This is a genomic window from Vibrio sp. Vb1018, assembly GCF_033338775.1.
GTDB classification, from domain to species: Bacteria; Pseudomonadota; Gammaproteobacteria; order Enterobacterales; family Vibrionaceae; genus Vibrio; species Vibrio alginolyticus.
Genome location: NZ_JAWOTI010000012.1, coordinates 110,650 through 128,956 on the forward strand (window position 1 = coordinate 110,650; position 18,307 = coordinate 128,956).

General features: G+C 46.3%; 11 protein-coding genes. 3 read left to right on the plus strand and 8 right to left on the minus strand.

Translation table 11 applies throughout. The annotated features are described in order from the left end of the window. Positions 1 to 3: 3 nt before the first annotated feature. The 5 genes from R7Z10_RS14215 to R7Z10_RS14235 form a co-directional block, all read right to left on the minus strand. On the minus strand, positions 4 to 924 hold the full coding sequence (locus R7Z10_RS14215) for a GGDEF domain-containing protein (RefSeq protein WP_158156804.1): 921 nt from the start codon (positions 922 to 924) through the stop codon (positions 4 to 6). A 309-nt stretch (positions 925 to 1,233) separates the two neighbouring features. Further along, positions 1,234 to 1,662 carry a cysteine desulfurase sulfur acceptor subunit CsdE gene (gene csdE, locus R7Z10_RS14220; RefSeq protein ID WP_025768227.1) on the minus strand — a complete coding sequence of 143 codons (429 nt, stop codon included), beginning with the start codon at positions 1,660 to 1,662 and terminating at the stop codon, positions 1,234 to 1,236. Positions 1,663 to 1,681: 19 nt separating this feature from the next. Further along, entirely contained in the window at positions 1,682 to 2,491 is an 810-nt protein-coding gene (gene tcdA / locus R7Z10_RS14225) for a tRNA cyclic N6-threonylcarbamoyladenosine(37) synthase TcdA (RefSeq protein WP_005391724.1), read from the minus strand. Positions 2,492 to 2,590: 99 nt separating this feature from the next. Continuing rightward, complete coding sequence (gene mltA / locus R7Z10_RS14230) at positions 2,591 to 3,694, minus strand: murein transglycosylase A (protein WP_318105102.1); 1,104 nt, start codon at positions 3,692 to 3,694, stop codon at positions 2,591 to 2,593. Between the two features lie 273 nt (positions 3,695 to 3,967). Next, positions 3,968 to 4,423, minus strand: coding sequence for a DUF2850 domain-containing protein (locus R7Z10_RS14235; protein ID WP_258497153.1), 456 nt, complete (start codon positions 4,421 to 4,423; stop codon positions 3,968 to 3,970). A gap of 162 nt (positions 4,424 to 4,585) precedes the next feature. Here R7Z10_RS14235 and argA point away from each other — a divergent pair, with 162 nt between their 5' ends. Continuing rightward, a complete protein-coding gene (gene argA / locus R7Z10_RS14240) occupies positions 4,586 to 5,923 on the plus strand; it encodes an amino-acid N-acetyltransferase (RefSeq protein ID WP_012841478.1) in 1,338 nt (445 codons plus the stop codon). 417 nt (positions 5,924 to 6,340) lie between these two features. Beyond that, positions 6,341 to 6,529 (plus strand): hypothetical protein, encoded by a 189-nt coding sequence (locus tag R7Z10_RS14245; protein ID WP_005380230.1) that lies wholly within the window; start codon positions 6,341 to 6,343, stop codon positions 6,527 to 6,529. A gap of 34 nt (positions 6,530 to 6,563) precedes the next feature. Here the strand turns inward: R7Z10_RS14245 and recD are convergent, their stop codons facing one another. The 3 genes from recD to recC form a co-directional block, all read right to left on the minus strand. After that, positions 6,564 to 8,711 (minus strand): exodeoxyribonuclease V subunit alpha, encoded by a 2,148-nt coding sequence (gene recD, locus R7Z10_RS14250; RefSeq protein ID WP_258497154.1) that lies wholly within the window; start codon positions 8,709 to 8,711, stop codon positions 6,564 to 6,566. Continuing rightward, the gene (recB, locus tag R7Z10_RS14255; RefSeq protein WP_318105120.1) at positions 8,711 to 12,385 is read right to left on the minus strand and encodes an exodeoxyribonuclease V subunit beta; all 3,675 of its coding nucleotides are present in this window, start codon (positions 12,383 to 12,385) and stop codon (positions 8,711 to 8,713) included. The genes recD and recB overlap by 1 nt, the downstream gene beginning before the upstream one ends. A 326-nt stretch (positions 12,386 to 12,711) precedes the next feature. Next, positions 12,712 to 16,203, minus strand: a complete 3,492-nt coding sequence (gene recC / locus R7Z10_RS14260) for an exodeoxyribonuclease V subunit gamma (RefSeq protein ID WP_318105106.1) — start codon at positions 16,201 to 16,203, stop codon at positions 12,712 to 12,714. A 252-nt stretch (positions 16,204 to 16,455) separates the two neighbouring features. Here recC and R7Z10_RS14265 point away from each other — a divergent pair, with 252 nt between their 5' ends. Next, positions 16,456 to 18,279 carry a DUF3413 domain-containing protein gene (locus tag R7Z10_RS14265; RefSeq protein WP_238975026.1) on the plus strand — a complete coding sequence of 608 codons (1,824 nt, stop codon included), beginning with the start codon at positions 16,456 to 16,458 and terminating at the stop codon, positions 18,277 to 18,279. The last annotated feature ends 28 nt before the right edge of the window (positions 18,280 to 18,307 follow it).

Sequence of the window (18,307 nt, forward strand, 5' to 3'; positions counted from 1 at the left end):
AGGTTACTCCATCGGCCTATCCAGAGTCGCCACGCAATTTCTGCCATTTCTTTTCGCAGCATAAAGCGCTTTATCTGCATGCGCATACAAACGTTTGGTGGTTTCATTTCTGCCTATTTCCACCACGCCTACACTCACCGTGACCGGAATTTCAATCTTTTCAAATTCGAACTGACAATTTTGAATGTGGGAACGTACTTCCTCTCCTACCTCTTTCGCCGCCGACAGAGAAGTTTCTGGCAAAATAATCGCAAACTCCTCCCCTCCGACTCTTGCAAAAATTTCGTCTTTGACGAGTAAGTGAGAAACCAAATCAGCTAAGGTCTCTAAGACATAATCCCCCGCATCATGACCACGTTTATCATTGATGACTTTAAAAAAGTCCAAATCAAACAATAACAACGCGGAGTGATAGTTCGGCTCTTGAGCTTTAATGACCTCTTCTGTGAGCTTTTCGAAAAAGACACGTCGATTGTAGATGTTGGTAAGAGCATCAATTTGGCTTTGATGGCGAAGAAGGGTTTCAACTCGGTGGCGATTGGAGATGTTGCGTGTAAGAATAAGGACAACGCGACGACCTCGGTATTTTATAGCGAGTGGGCAGATCTTGCCTTCGTAGTATAGGTCGCCTCTTGGCCCACTGTTAGCATCTATTCCCTGAATGCTGTCGGCGCACATCTTGTACTCGACCGTCACAATACTGTCTTGTTTCAGTGATCGATTGATCTGCTCGATAAACCAGTCAGCTTTATCTTTCTCGAGTACGCTGTGCAGCGTCTCACCTATCAAATTGCTTCCATCGTGATAGGCTTTTTTATCTGTTCCTCCAAAAACATCAATATAGATACCATCTTCACTCAGAATAAAAGTGGGGTCTGGCATTCCGGATAACACGTCTTGCGCATGTTCCAAGGTGAATTGCATATAGGGAGGTTCCTAGCATTTGTATCTAAGTAACCCAATCGCTTCCAAGTGTGTTTCCACATTGGGGAATAGGAGCGGATGGGGCATATGTCTATTATCTAATATAGACAAATTTTAAATACAATTGAGTTTATAAAAACCAAGTGGGCAATATAATGAACCAGGATCAATAGAATGGTTAATTAACGCTAAAATAGTCGACCATTTGCATACTTTTTATCCATATGCAAAAAATATCTCAACTCAGATACAAAAAACGCCAAACAGCTAGGATATTCGGCGTTTTTTAAGAGTTGGAAAAATAACTCGTTACACGGCGACTTGCTTAATCTGCTCTACAATAGCTTTCAAGCCATTACCACGTGACGGGCTTAAATGGGAGACAAGCCCCAGCTGATCAAAATAAGCATCAATATCAAATGCTTGAATTTGATCGGCCGTTTTACCGTCATAAGCTGCCATTACCAAGGCAATCAATCCACGGACGATACGCGCATCGGAGTCCGCACAAAAATGCCAAACGCCATCTTGCTCTTGGCTCACTAACCACACCAAGCTTTCACAACCCGAAACGGTAACTTGTTCTGATTTCAGCTCTTCTGGCATTTTTGGCAGCTTTTTACCCCACTGAATAACCTGACGGTAACGATTTTCCCAGCCTTTAAATTGCTGCATAGTCGCTACAATGTCTTCGCTGGTGATATCTGTACCAAATGGAGAAACGGGAAAATCTGTCATGATGCGCTCTTCTTCTAGTTTACTGCTTATATTTTGAAATCAACTTCTCAACGATTCGCGATACCGCGACAAAGCCAAACGTTGCAGTTACGACAGTCGCCGCACCAAAACCGCTAGCGCAATCCATACGTTTTGGACCTTCCGCTGTCGACTTCACACCACACACTGAACCGTCTGCTTGAGGGTACTTCAGCTGCTCGGTTGAAAACACGCAATCAATACCAAACTTACGAGCCGGATTCTTAGGGAAGTTATGATGACGACGCAAGGTGTCTTTGATTTTCTTCGCTAGAGGATCTTGGATCGTTTTCGTTAAGTCAGCGACCATGATCTGCGTTGGGTCAACCTGACCACCAGCGCCCCCCGTGGTGATCACTTTGATCTTGTTGCTGCGGCAATACGCCAACAAAGACGCCTTCGCTTTTACGCTGTCAATCGCATCTAGCACGTAATCAAACTCTTTGCTTAAGTACTCATGTTGATTGTCTGGCGTGATGAAATCATCAATCAGATTGACTTTACACTCTGGGTTGATCAATTTGACACGCTCGGCCATAACTTCAATTTTGCTTTGGCCAACGGTGCCCGTCATCGCATGAATTTGGCGGTTAATGTTCGTGACACAAACATCATCCATATCAATCAGAGTCAACTCACCGATCCCAGTACGGGCCAGCGCTTCGACCGCCCATGAACCCACGCCACCAATACCAATAACACAAACGTGTGCAGCGCGAAGAATGTCCACTTCACTGTTGCCATAAAGACGACGAGTGCCGCCAAAGCGTTGATTGTAGCTGTCAGATGCTGGGGTATCGAGTTCACGCATATTGAAGTCCAGATGATCGATAGAAAAACAAAGAGTGCGATTTATACGCACTCTTTGATGAAATGTCTAGATAAGAGGCGGTTCCTCTTTCTTGGGTCGCTATTGTAGCTTTTCTGGCGGTAAAGCCCAAGGCGCTTGAGTTGGTGAGTTTTCCAGCCCAAGTTTCCAAACTCGACCAAAATGCTTGTAGTGCCCTGCTTCCGCTCCTGCTCTCGCACCAATGCCATGATACAGATCCAAATGGTTCTGTTTTACCGCACCACCAGTGTCTAAAACGATCAGCATTCGCAGTTGATGAGCACCGCTCCACGTACCATCCGCATTCAGCAATGGTACTTCCGCCAAGATTGGTGTGCCCATTGGTAAGATAGAACGGTCACCCGCGACCGCGGCCATTGGCAACAAAGGAATACCAGCCGACCCCGTTACTGGCGCTTCCGCTTTTGGCGCAAAGAAGACGTAAGAAGGGTTTTGCTCCAACAACTCGCGTACTGTTGCGTCGTCGTTGTCCATTACCCACTCTTTAATCGCTTTGAGAGACATTTTTTCACGCGGCACTTCACCACGTTCAATCAAAATTCGGCCAATGCTGACGTAAGCTTTATTATTTTTCCCTGCGTACGCGAAGTACTCCAACGTATCATCATCTTCAAAATGCACATAGCCACTGCCCTGCACTTCCATCATAAACGGGTCAATACGATTAGGCGCATAACCTAGCACTAAACCTTGTCCATCTAGTGCTCCATTGTAGATCTCCGCGCGAGTCGGACAATCTGATGAGCAGTTTGGCTTGCCATAAACTGGGTACTTAAAAATGTCGTTTGGTGTATGACGCAGTTCCATCACGGGAGAGAAGTATCCGGTAAACAACACATTACCTTTTTTATCACCACCACCCAATTGCGCGGCTTGAATGCCAAACGCACTCAACGCACTGGTATCTCCGCTCTGTTGCGCCCACTCACTTAATCGTTGATATAGCGGTTGGTACATCTTCGCCATGGATGGTGACTTTATCACCACTTGCTCAGCTTGCTTGTTAAATTCAGTAAAATCGCGTGGTTTGTTAGACTCAACCACATCCACTTGATTGAGGATCTGAGGAAACTCACCATCAAGATATTGCTGAGCACGATCATTTTGTTGAGCACAGCCAAAGAGTAGGCTCAAAGAGATAATAGGAAGGAGTTTTTTTAACACGTGTCTTTTCCGTAAAAGAGAATAGCAAAAGGATGGCAAACAAATGCATACGGTGCAATTGAAAAGCAACGACAAAATGTTTCAACGCTAAGCCAATCCGTTTACTCGTTGTAAATTCATTCAGTTAATGCAACATGATAACAGCGGAAGAATTACGGAATTGTCCGGATTATGTTTGGAAGTAAAATTTACTGATTGAGAGATGAAGTTGTGATCATCCATGTGACTCACAGACGCAAAAGCTGCCAGCTTAAGAGACAATAATAAAAACGACTATCTTACCACAATCCTTGCACGCCCCTCTAAACGGAATACAGGTAGATAATGTGCATTAGCATCCAGCTTCATTTCTGCATGCTGCTTACCCACAAAATTGAAGTGCCGCTCATTTGAACCCACTCGATACGAAAACGAATCCCCATCGAATTTAAAACTGGTCGCCACTGTAGAACCATTTACGGTAACACCGCGCTCACTCAACACAAATTCTTCACGAGCATAAGGCGCAACATCTTGCTCAACCCAGCGACCATAAATTGTCGATTTGGGAATGGGCGGATTAATGGTTCGAGTAATCAAATCACTATACAGCATGCACAAGACAACGGTTCCAACTATCGCTATAAGCATGAGAGAACGCTCTAGCCACTTACGAAGCATTGATTTAGATGACGTTTTTGACAGATTTGAAGCAGTGATCGCAGCATTCTTATTAACAGCAGAAGACATGAGGTTCACGTATTGAGGAAAGACGCCACCATTGTAACCTTCCCTCTTAACGGGACCAAGAACCTACCTCAATATGTTTGTGCTTTATTCCAAAATTTCACCTTGCCACCAAGTGAATAAAAAGGCATTATTTTAACATAATTAAACAAAGGAATGGCTGTAGTGAAAATTCGTAGTACTGCTCTCGTAAAAGGATTCCGTCAATCAACACCTTATGTCAATGCTCACCGCGGAAAAACCATGGTGATCATGCTGGGCGGAGAAGCCGTCGCACACAAAAATTTTGGCAATATTATAAATGATATCGCACTCATGCACAGCCTCGGAATCAAAGTCGTTGTGGTGTATGGTGCACGTCCTCAAATTAATCAGCTGCTAGAAAAACAAGACCTCACTACGCCTTACCACAAAAATATCCGCATTACGGATGAATCGGCTTTATCTGTTGTTATGCAAGCTGCCGGACAACTTCAGCTTGCGATTACTGCGCGCCTATCAATGAGCCTCAACAACACTCCGATGGCTGGTACCCAGCTCAATGTCGTTAGCGGAAACTACATCATTGCCCAACCACTCGGCGTTGATGATGGTGTGGACTATTGCCATAGTGGACGTATTCGCCGCATTGACACCGATGCTATCAACCGCACTCTTGATCAAGGTTCAATTGTTCTGCTAGGTCCCATTGCTAGCTCTGTGACTGGCGAGTGCTTCAATTTATTATCGGAAGAAGTCGCCACCCAACTAGCGATAAAGCTGGGTGCGGATAAGCTGATTGGTTTTTGCTCCGAACAAGGTGTCATTGATGACAACGGTAATGCTGTCGCCGAGTTGCTACCAATAGAGGCGGAACATGTCATCAAAACGCTTTCTGAAAATACGTCTCCTGACCTAGATTACAACACTGGGACACTGCGCTTTCTTAAAGGCTCTATTGCCGCTTGCCGTGCCGGAGTACCTCGTAGCCACTTGATCAGTTATAAAGTAGATGGCGCCTTAATTCAGGAGTTGTTCTCTTTCGACGGTATCGGTACCCAAGTTGTTATGGCGAGTGCTGAACAAGTGAGGCAAGCTAATATTGACGATATTGGCGGTATCTTAGACCTCATTCGCCCGTTAGAAGAACAAGGTGTACTGGTTAGGCGCTCTCGAGAACAGCTAGAGCAAGAGATTGGAAAATTTACCATCATCGAAAAAGACGGCTTGATTATTGGCTGTGCTGCCCTTTATCCATACCCAGAAGAGCGTAAAGCTGAGATGGCTTGCGTAGCGATTCACCCTGACTATCGTGATGGAAACCGAGGTTTGTTACTGCTCAACTACATGAAACATCGTTCTAAATCCGAAACCATTGATCAGATTTTTGTCCTCACGACACACAGTTTGCATTGGTTCAGAGAGCAAGGTTTTTACGAAGTCAGTGTCGACTATTTGCCTGGAGCCAAACAAGGGTTATATAACTTCCAGCGTAAGTCCAAAATCTTAGCGTTAGATTTATAGCTTAACCTTAAATCAGAGAGCGAAACTTAACGTTCCACTATACCAACTAACCTCAAAGGGCAGGATTTAGTTCATTAACGCTCAACCCTGCACATCGAGCTTGTTTAGGAACGAGTTTGTTTAGGAGTAAGGCCACACATAAACCCTACTCCGGACTAGCGGGTCATCATGTAAACCCAACTTAGAAATGCGCAAACCATTGCTTGATTTTCGTTCCAATTTTATCTTTTAAATATACATTTGGTTGGCTATACTCTGCTCGCTAGTGATTGGTTTTTAACCAATACGAATGGATCTAGGTGATGTAATGTAGCCTTCACCCTAAAATACTGGGCAATTGAAAAACTAGTTAGCTCCGTATTGCACACCAAGGACAGTTGTTAATCTGACTTTAAATAAGCCGAGACGAGCACTGTTATGAGAACAATCATTTGTAATTCGCTTCAAAGCTTCTGGGATATGGCTGACAATCAGTTTTTAGAAGGCCTAGACGTCCACTGTGTTTTCCCCGTAAATGACGCTATCCGAGATTTTATTCTTGCTTATCAACAGCAATACAAAATACGCAGCGTGTCTTTTACCAATGCGTTTGCAAAACATGCATAAAAGAAGACCGAGCCATAAGCTCGGTCTTCTTGTTTTAGTTAGTAAGCCGCTGTACTAACCCACTCGCACGAGTGGTTTTCACCTTAATGCCTCGCTTCAGAACATTAAGTTCGGCGTAAAGAGCTAAACGCTTTTTCGCGCGGGTAATGCCTGTGTAAATCAACTCACGGGTTAATATCGGGCTAAAGTCTGGTGGCAAAATCATCAGGGTGTAATCAAATTCACTGCCTTGCGATTTATGGATGGTCATAGCGTAAGCCGTTTCATGTTCAGGTACTCGGCTTGGCAAGACCGATTTCACACTGCCGTCAGGTAACTCAAAAAAGACTTTCAAACGCGGTTCTTCTTCACTGTCATCTCGCATGCAAATACCAATATCACCGTTATACAAACCTAAACCGTGATCATTACGCGTAACCATGACGGGTCTGCCGTGATACCAAATTTCATCCTGAACTTGAATGAACTTGCGCGCCGCGAGCGCTTTCTCGATGCGTTGGTTTAGCCCAGCCACACCGAAGTCACCTTCACGGATCGCGCACAGCAATCGGCATTGGTTGAAGGTATCTAACACCGCTTTGGCTTTGTGCGTTAGCGACTCTAGCTCTCCGGTTTTAGGATCAGTTTCCTGTTGTCCAATGCGTTTGAGGTAACGACCGTATTCCTGCACCAACGTCTGCATCATTTGGTTGTAATGTTGACTACTTAGCGCGAAATGTTCGATGTCAGAAAAGTCACGCGCCCAGACGTTATCTACGCTCGCAGCAGAACCGGAGTTAACCGCTTTTGCCAACTGACCAATGCCTGAGCGAGTATCAAATCGGTAGCTCTTTTGCAGCATACATAAACTATCAGCAATGCTAGATGCACTGTTACCCGTATGGGCTAAAGTATCGAAGCCCGTCAGTTTTGCGATGGCTGACGCCTGCTCTTTGCCATAACCCAACGCATGGAACGAACAGATATCACCCAACACTGCCCCTGCTTCAACTGAGGCAAGTTGATCTTTATCACCTAGCAAAATCAGCCGCGCATGTTTCGGTAAGGCATCGACCACTTTGTACATCATTGGTAAATCGACCATCGACGCTTCGTCGATAACTAAAATATCCAAATGCAGTGGATTTTGCTTGTTGTGACGAAATTCTGCACTATTAGGAATCGCACCCAGCAACCGATGTAAGGTGCTTGATTCAGTCGGAATTTTGGCTTTAAGCTCCGGAGAAGCTGGCAGTTCTTGCACTGCTTTACCAATGGACTCGGTTAATCGCGCCGCCGCTTTCCCCGTCGGGGCCACCAGCTTGATGGTTAGATTTTTCTCTTGCGTCGCCTGTTCAATCAAAGCAGCAAGCAATTTGGTTACTGTCGTCGTTTTACCCGTACCTGGGCCACCAGAAATCACAGCAAATCGACGGGTTAACGCAACTGCCGCCGCGACTTTTTGCCAGTTCACGCAAGCCGAGAGTGGCACGAGTTCATCCAGTGTTTGTAAATCCTGAACCTTGCGCGCATTGCTAAGCACGGAATCAATGGCGTGCCAATCCAACGATTCGCTTGCGACCACATCAAGGTGGTCACAAACCAATTGTTGACGCAACACTTGGTTGCTGCTTCCCGCTTCTACTGCTTTGCCTAACGCGTTAAACAGAAAATGGTATTGGCGTGCGAACAGATGGTTGAGCAACTCGGATAATCGCGCAAACTCTTGTGGTTGCAAGTTAACTGCGGCGCCCAGCTGATTGAGCTTTTCCGCCAGTGTCACTTCATAATGCCAATAGCGATGCAGATACAGACGCTCACCATCGAACATTAAAGGCAAGGCTTCTCCTTGCGCGCCGACCACGCTGGAATTTTGTAATACTTGAATCCAGTCTATGCCTTGCAACTGTGTGTTGAGCGCCAATGCCGACTCACCAAACAGCCCTAACTTACTGGCTAAATCCGCAGATTGCCCTTGTGCATCGAACAGAGACAGACAGATATGTCCTTTGCCGAGCTCACTACTGACAACACCCGCGATAAACGCCAATGCTTGACTGTCCGACTGTTCATCATGCGTTTGAGAATCAATAAAGCAGGCGAATTGGTAGTCGAGCTGACGAATAGCACCTTTGTGCGCCAAGCGTTCCAGCACTACCAATAGACTATCTTGGTCAGAATGAAGATTGTGATTTGTCGTCATTAAAGTAGCTCCATCTGCCCGGCTTGAGTTGAGCGCGTTTCAAGTGCTTGACCATCAATCAAACGATCCATCTCTTGTAAGAAGTCTAAGGTTGGTTTCGCGGCAAAAATGCCGTGGTCACTCTGCCCATCCATGCCGCGCAAGAACAAGTAATACACGCCACCGAAGTGCTGTTCATAATCATAATTGGCCAATCGGCTACGTAGGAAACGATGCAGTGCTAACGCATAAATCTGATACTGCAAATCGTAGCGGTGATCTGCCATCGCCGATTTCAGAGGCTCACCATGGTAGTGCGTCACATCGTCGCCAAGATGATTCGATTTCCAGTCAAGCACGTAGTATTTACCTTGATGTTCAAACACCAAGTCGATAAAACCTTTGAGCATGCCTTGCACGGTTTGGAAACCTAAATCCCCCGCTTTCGCCGACAACGGATCGTGACGTTGAATGACTCGGTTTAACGCCGGTGCAGACAAAACTTCAATCGGCAGCAAAAACTCCATCTCCACCAAACGTTGCGACGGTGCTTTTTGATTCAGCAGCAAAGACTTACCATCCAACGGCGTTGCGAGTACGGTATCAATCAATTGCTGTAAAATGGGCAACCACTCTTCATCGAGCTGTTCGCTTTCCATCAAGCCAAGGATGATTTGTGTATTCTCTTCCGTCGTGGCTGGCTGAGTAAATTCAATTTCCTCAAACAGGCTGTGCAGGAACGTACCCGGACGCGCACCACGAGGGAAGGTAAAAATCGAACGCTCTGGCTCCACCAAATCCGCTTCGTCTTGTTCTTCAGATGAGTCGATATCGAAACCTGTAATCTCAATCGTGGCATCATGCTCGGCGTGATGAGAGCCTTGCTTGACCAAGCCAGAATAACTGGTGATGCGCCAGTTTCTGTCGATAGAGTTTTGCAGCTCTTTCGCGCTAAGATCGTGTATTTCTTCTTGTGGCGCTACGTACTTGTCTTCGAGTTGCTGCGGCGGATCGGCCACAACGACACAATCAAGATCGTCTTGTTGCTTTGTTAAACCTTGGTGCAAATCGTTGATGCCACCTTCTTGACCATTCTGAATCAAATAGCCAATCGCACTGCGGTGTACGCCAGTTGGCTCTTTGGTCGAACGACCATTGCGCAAAGGCGAGGCTCCAATAAAACACGCATACACAGCACGCGTTAGTGCCACGTATATCAAGCGTAAGTCTTCCGCCAAACGCTCTTTGTCCGCTTGCTTCATGGACGCATCGTTGCCAGTGATATCCAGTACCGTGCGGTCATTGGCTGCATCGTAATATTTGGCTTCACTGGCTTCTCGATAGCTGAACACAAACGGCAGAAATACGAGGTCATACTCCAAGCCTTTTGATTTGTGAATAGTTACGATCTGCACTAAGTTACGTTCCGATTCTAAACGTTGGATTTGGTCATCACTGCCACCCAAACCGTTTTCCGCATCACTGATAGACTGAGCGAGCCAACGCAGCAGACCGTGGTCGCTATCCAGTTCATTACTGGCGTGTTGAAGCAGTTCACCAATGTGCATTAAATCGGTAAGTACTCGCTCACCATTTTCACCCTGTGAACTCGCACCTTCTTCTAGTAATCGCTCGGCAATATGGCGTTTGCTGATCACCGCGCGCAACATCGGCAGCACACCACGTTGAATCCAAAGTTTGCGATATTCTTTGAATTCGTTTACGGCGTTTTCCCACACAATTTCATCGTTATTAAGTGCATCCAAACTTGCTGCGTCGAGGGCAAACAGCTCAGAAGCAAGACTTGCACGCAGCGCACGGTCATTTTCTGGAGTCAGCACCGCTTGCAGCAGACGCTGTAGATCCTGCGCCACTGAACTGGTAAACACACTGTCTCGGTTAGACAGGTACACGCTGGCAATGCCTTGTTCAGCCAGCGCTTGTTTGATCATTCGACCTTCACTACTTGTTCGAACCAACACCGCAATATCGCCCGCTTGAACCGCTTTCTGTTTTTCGCCATTCACCAGACACGCTTGCCCCTGTTGAGCCTGCGTCAAAATAGTTTGGATTTGGCTTGCAGTCGCCTCTGCCATTCGAGTCAAATACTCGCCTTTTGGTAGCGGTTTATCGTCCGCTTCTTGCAACCAATAGGTCAGCGCGGGTTGCTTTTGGCCACCCATAGTCCAAATGCGTTTTTCGGCATTGGGACTGTACTTAACGGGTAAGAACGGAATATCCGAATCATAGATAAATGGACTGTCTGGTAAAGCAAATACTTGGTTTACCGCCTGCACCATATCTGCGCTAGAACGCCAGTTGGTTCCTAACGTGTAGTGGGCACTTACTTGGTTACGCGCTTTGATATAAGTGAAAATGTCTGCGCCACGAAAGCCATAAATCGCCTGCTTGGGGTCCCCGATCATAAACAAACCACATTCCGGGTTGTTCAGATAAATACGGCTGAAAATACTGTATTGAAGCGGGTCGGTATCTTGGAACTCGTCAATCATTGCGACAGGATACAAAGTACGAATACGCGCCGCTAAAAGCTCGCTTTCGTCCGTATCGATAGAAGCAGAAAGTTGTGTCAGCAAATCATCGAAAGAGAGCCACTGTTTTTGATTTTTCGCGTTGGCCAGCATCACACGACAATGCTCAATCGCATGAGCAAGCAGTGGCGCTTTTAAGCTGATTGGGTTAGCAAGAAATGTTTCAATGGCTTCAAATACCGCGTGCTGCGGCACACTACCTTTCGGTGTTTTTTCCAACAAGACGTTTTGCGCGAATTTCTCCAGCTTGTCTGGATAATCGTAACCTGTGGTTTCCGTTGCTGCCCAAGCGTTTACCGCCTCCAACCACGTCGGCAGAGACTTTTTGGTGTAGCTGCGTTTGCTAATATCTGAATCTGAAATCAGCGTCAAGAAGTCATCTTGGCTTTCTCGCCACTGTGCTTTTAATTCATCAATTTTTTTCAAATTTTCAGTATGAAGATCAGCCAAACTGCCTTTCATTGCCGGAACAGAAAGGCTTAACGGCGCACCAGTTAAGTAATTGCTGATGTCAGACAACAACGCAGATGGAGAGCCCCATAGCTGGCGAATTTCTCCAGCCAAAGTAAATGGCAACGGGTAGAAATTGCGGCGCCAGTAATCGGCTACAACTTGCGCTTTTAGGTGACTTTCATCGGTCACAAACTCGTTATTAAATCGGCTGCCAGATTCAAACGCATTTTGCGTTAGCATACGTTGGCAAAAACCGTGAATGGTGTAGACTGCCGCCTCGTCCATCTGACGCTCTGCCTGCAATAAAATTTCTGCGGCTTGCTTGTGATCGTCAAACTCATTAAGCAAAGGTTGGATCACCGGATCGGAACTCTGTCCACGCGCAAACGCGATTCGCGCATCATGGATTCTTGCCCTGATACGATCGCGTAATTCCGCAGTTGCCGCTTCGGTAAAGGTTACGACCAGAATTTGGTCGACCGTAAGCGGTACGCGATGTCGAGTTTCCGCGCTGCCGTGACCAAGCAAAAGGCGCAGATATAAACCTGCAATAGTGAAGGTTTTACCTGTACCTGCTGATGCCTCGATTAACCTCGCACCATGCAGAGGAAACGTCATCGGTTCTAGTGGCGTTGGTTGAGGTTGCTCTGTGCGGTCTAATGTATGTAGAGGACACTCTGCACCTGACATTTGATCCATAACGCTGAATCTCTCCGGATTATTTACTAGGACGTATCACCTAATAAATGTGATCTATAGTTAAAAATTCTATTAATATGTTTAACAAGTTGGATAATTTAGAGCTTTGTGAGATCTTTCTCACGGTTATCCATAAGACGTACCGTTAGTATGCGCCCCACGAGATAAGCCAAACCTTTTGGCGGCACAACTCAAATGAATTAAACAAAAGTATCATGGTCCCTCTGACCTTGTGGCCGTACAGCGAACGCCCTACAAAAAATAATGATTTTCTGGCGGCCACCCTACTCTTCCTTCTCTTTATCCAACTGTCTTTATTACGCTTTTACGTCATCAGCGTCTTGAACCGCTAAGCGCGCACCTTGCAAAACTAATGCTGTCAGCAAACGAACTTCTGAGGCCAACTCATCATTCCAAGCAGGCCAAATTCGAGAGATGTACGCATTATTGCCTTCGCCCGGGCTCATGAAGCCATCATTGAATGCGTCAGCCATTTTCTTCAAAGATTTCTCTTCGTCATCTACCCACTGACCGCGACTAAAGCCCGCTTCAACACAAGCCAACGCCGTTTTCGGGAAATAAGGCAAAGGCTTAGTCATGCCTTCGAAGAATAAGCGAACTAATTCAGTCAGTAGCTGTTTGGCATACTGAGCATCGGCAATTTCTGGGTAGATCAAATGCAGCGCGCCTTCTTTACGATCGTAACCAATGATGTGGGTTTTCTTAGCATGACCCGACGCCGACATGGCAAGGTGATCGATCCACGCAGCAAGGTAATCCTGCGAGCGAATCTTACCGCTTCGATAGCGAATCAAACCGGATTGGTAGCATTGAGTTAGCCAACCTGTTAGGCGAACGTTTTTCTCTTCGCCTTCATTTCGCTCAAACAAGGAATCAAACGTCAGGTCGATTTCCAAATCGTCTTGAGGCGCACCAGATAAAAACGCCAGTTTATCCACCAGCTCTTCCGCCTGAACTCGGTTGGTTTCAAACTCGATATCACCAAACGCCCCCACCGGCAGTTTGCCTTGCGCGCGCTGTTGACTCATAAAGTGTTTAAGCACCTCTGTTTTTTTCTCTGGCTGCATCAATGTCGTTTCAAGCAAGGTTTCTAACAGCTCATCACGCATTTGATAGCTTTCCAAACCACCTAAAACAAAGGGTTCGTCGTCTTCCATCACCGGTAGCGGCGGTTCAAAGATTACTTTTAAACGACGATTGAAAAAATACTGCACAGGTAAGCGCCAGAAACGTTGCAACTCTACTAAGTCGAGCTCAAGTGGGAACGTCGCTCCTAACAGATAGTCGTCTAATGCCCGATTAAAATCACGACGAACATAGCCTTGCGATTGACTACTTTGAGTCAATGCCGCCGGAATCCACTCTTTCGCGTAGCTGGCGTGCATGCCTTGGAACGCCCTTGGGCTAAACGGCACCATGGCGTGGGTATTCACCAACGCATTTAATAAGTTGTCGCCAGACTCATCAACGGGCAACGCTTCATCACCACTTAAACAATAGTTTTGGTGGCAGTATTCCATCAGCTCAGAAACCAGAACCGAAGGTACTCGCTCGGTATTGTCTTGGATTGAACGGCCAACATAACTGATGTAGAGCGTTTGCTGTGCCGATAGCATTGCTTCGAGGAATAGGTAACGGTCATCATCTCGACGCGAACGGTCGCCCGGTTTGGTTCTTCCGGTCATCAAGTCAAAGCCTTCTGGCGGCATGGAGCGTGGGTACACGCCGTCATTCATCCCCAGTAGACAAACGGTTCTAAACGGAATAGAGCGCATCGGCATCAGGGTACAAAAGTTCACTTGACCAGCCAGGAAGCGCTGGCTGACTCGTGTGCCAGATAATTTGTTTTGAAGGTATTGGCTGATGATCGACGGCGACAACGCATCATCAAATGCGGCATCAGCTAATTGCTCTTTGAGTTGGCTGAGCGTATCGCGAATGGATTTGAGCGCCATTTCGCCTTCTAACTCAACTGAGAAGAAGTCATCCAGCAGTGAAACCAAAGTCTCTCGCCAACCATCAATAGTCTGAACATGAGAAAGTTTGCTTCGATAAGTGCTAATTTGTTGGATAAAGTGTGCCAACTTGCCCGCCAGCTCTGCACCCATGCCTTGCACTTCGTTGTACGGAGATAAACTGCCTTGCTCGGTTTCAAACAAACCTGCGGATTCTGGCATCGCGTAGCCAAGCAACATGCGTTGAATACCAAATTGCCATGTGTTTTGACGGGTTTCCGGCAGTTCAAATTCGCGTCCGGTATTGGCATCCAACCCCCAGCGAATCCCCGATTCCTCAACCCATTGTTTGGCTTGTAAGAAATCATCTTCGCTGAGTTCAAAACGCTTTAATATCGCCGGAGTTTCCAAAAGTTCGAGTAGTTCTGATGCCAAACAGCGCGTATTGGGTAAGTTCACCAACTGCATAAATGCGGCCAGAATTGGGCTCTCTTGATCGGCGGTTCGGTCAGAAATCGAATAGGGAATAAAACGCTCACCCGGTGCGTTACCAAAGACCGCCTGAATCGCAGGGCTGTAAGCGTTGATGTCCGCGACCATCACGATAATATCGCGCGGTTTTAACGTTGAGTCAGCATCGAACATCGCCAATAGTTGATCATGCAGCACTTCCACTTCACGCATCGGGCTGTGACAAGCGTGTAGGCTCAGTGATTTATCACCCAAGCTAACCACTTGTTTGTGATGACTGTTTTCAATCTGTTGGTCATCTTGATGTTCTTCAAGATTGAGAATATCCGCTTGCAATTGATGGAGCAGACTGTCGCGCTCAACATCAACAAAGGCTTCAATTTCATGAGATTCCAGCTGAGACAACAGATACATATTGTCGCGCCCGAGTTTACCCATGGACGCCAACAGACTGTTTCCGACCACATCGGTGTGCAGCTCATCGATCACATTATCTTCCAGTGATCCTTTCAGTTGCTCAGTTTCACCTTGCACTTCCGAGTGATCGTCCTGCCACACAACGTGCTGACGATGTTTCGCCGCCAAACGAGCCAGATATTTGCGATCTCGAACTTCACCCCAGTAATAACGACAAGGGTTAGTGAACATCAGATGCACGTCGATGTGTTCGCCAATTGCTTTTAGCGCATCCATATAGCGAGGCGGCAACGAAGAAATGCCAAAAACAAACAAACGCTTGGGTAAATGGTCAAAATTGCCGTTAAAACTCGCTAACGTGTCGATAAAGTGCTCATAAAGGTTGGCACGGTGATATGGAGACTGCCCTAACGACACAGTGTGATCATACAACGCTTGCCATAAGATCGGCTGCCACGGATGCTCATCTTCCAACTCTGCCACACTCTTCCCGGCTTCCCAACTTGCGATCCATTCCGGACGATACACCAAGTAACCATCGAAAATATCGGCAATTTTCTCAGCCAGCTGATACAGCTTAGAGTGGTCACTGTCATCTTTGAGGTACTGCGCTAACGGCGAAAACACCTCTTGGTTGAGAAGCCCCGGAAGCAAATGCATCAACTTCCACGTCATCGCTTCTTTGTTAAACGCACTGCGTTTTGGCACGTCTGGCAATACCTGCGTAAACATTTCCCAAATGAAAGTCGCAGGGAGCGGAAAATCAATGTTCGCGGCAACACCAAACTCTTTGGCCAATTCCATTTTTAGCCACTGGGACATGCCTGGACTTTGAACCAGAATTTGTTCTTTTTCGAACGGGTTTTCCAGCGGACTGATTCGAATCAGTTCGACAAGGAGTGATTTAAGAACGTCAACTTGGTTGGAGTGATAAACAGTAAACAAATTGGGAATACCGAGCGCCGATTGAAACTGTTAGCTAGCTTAGCACAGCCCTATTTAAACCCGCAGTGATCTCGCGTTCGGAAAAAACAAAAGGTTATATATCACTCAAATAGAGTATGAATCTTCTGAATTTTCACATGTCAATCAAGTCTGACACTTCCATACAAAATGTGACATTCGTCGCAACTATTCCATAATAAAAAACACTGTTTTATACTCCCTCTACCCATAATTTATAAACAAACAAAAAGTATGTTTCGCAAACTGTCTTCCAACAGCGCTTGGCTGATTGCTTTTTTTGCTTGCTTTGCAGTGTACCTGTCGATCGCTTGTTATCCTTTTGTGTTGTCTAACAATCAGAATGAACCGCTAACCTTGTTGCAAGGTTACTATTTGGTTTCGACTCAATATGGCTGGCTGGGCTTGATCGCTCTTCCATTTATGTTGTTGAGTTTATTGCTCTCTTTTCTACCGACTCGAGCATTCAAAGGTATCGTGATCGCTATCGCGATCTGTCTATTGATCATGTTTAAAGTCGATATCCTCGTTTTTCAGCAATACAAACTTCACATCAACGCCCTATTAATCCGTATGTTTTTCGAAGGTGGCGGTGATGTCTTCGATATTTCTTGGATGAGTTGGCTTATCTTCGTCAGTGAAGTTGCCGTTCTGGTGATCGGGCTCGCCTGTACCGTTTGGGTAAGTAATCAACTGTCAGAAAGCCGAGCTAAGTTCGTTTTGATCAGCGTTTGGTTTGCTGTATTGCTTAGCACACAGATGATTCATGCGTACAAAAACGCACTTTACGACGATGAAGTCAGTCAGTTTTCGAATAACTGGCCACTTTACTACCCGCTGACGGCTCGTAAATTTATTTACAAACACGACCTAGTGGATGAGAACATTGCATCGAAGAACCGCGTAGAGTTAACCAACATTGAACGTAGCTCACTCAACTACCCGCTTGCGCCGATTCAAGTGCAAAGCAAAGAGAAACTGCCCAATGTTTTGTTTATCTTGGTTGACGCGTGGCGCTACAGTGATGCGACGCCGGAAGTCATGCCAAATGTCAGCAAGTTCGCCGAAAAAACGGTGAATTTCACACAACATATGAGCGGCGGCAACTCAACTCAAGCGGGTATTTTCAGCCTGTTTTACAGCTTGCCCGCGACCTACTGGGAAAGCTTTTACGCAAGTCAACGCTCTCCTGTGTTTATGGATACGCTGCAAGCAGAAGGCTACCGCATGGGCATTTTTGGCTCAGCACCGCTCACCAGTCCGCCACTCTCTCGCACGGTATTCAAAAAAGTGTCGGATTTGACCCTGAAACAAACTGGGGAAACAGCTGTCGAGCGCGATCAGCAGATAACAGACAAGTTCATCGAGTTCCAAAAGCAGGACAGCGACAAGCCGTACTTTGGTTTTCTGTTCTACGATGCCGCCCACGGCACGGTGTTTCCTGAACCTGAATTTGCGAAATTCAAACCATACTGGGAACGCGTTGACCACATTTTGCTCAACAACGATTTTGACGCTTCGCTTTACCACAATCGATACAAGAACTCGTTGTACTACATCGACAGCTTGATTGGTGATGTGCTGAAAAACGTCGACTTAGACAACACCATTGTGGTGATTTCATCAGATCATGGTGAAGAGTTTAATGACCATAAGATGAACTATTGGGGCCACACGGGTAATTACAGTGACGTTCAAGTGCATGTGCCTCTTTACGTGTACATGCCAAATCGTCAGCCAGAGCAAGTTGATTACCGCACGACCCATTTTGACGTCGTGCCAACCATGATGAATACGCTGTTTGACGTTCAAGGCACAACGAGTTCATACAGCGTTGGTCATAACTTGTTTGATAGCTCTGCCTCTCGCGATTGGTATATTGCAGGCAGCTACTACAACTATGCATTGGTCGGCAAAGAACTGATGCTTGTGGTCAACCCTGGCGGGCACTCTCAGCAACTGAATCGCCAGTTAAAAGTCGAGAAAGAACAGAAAGTTCCTGTCGATATCATTCGTCATTCTCTGGATGAGATGTCGCGATTTTACAAAAAAGGCTAGCGTCCAACATCGACGCCGATTGAAATAA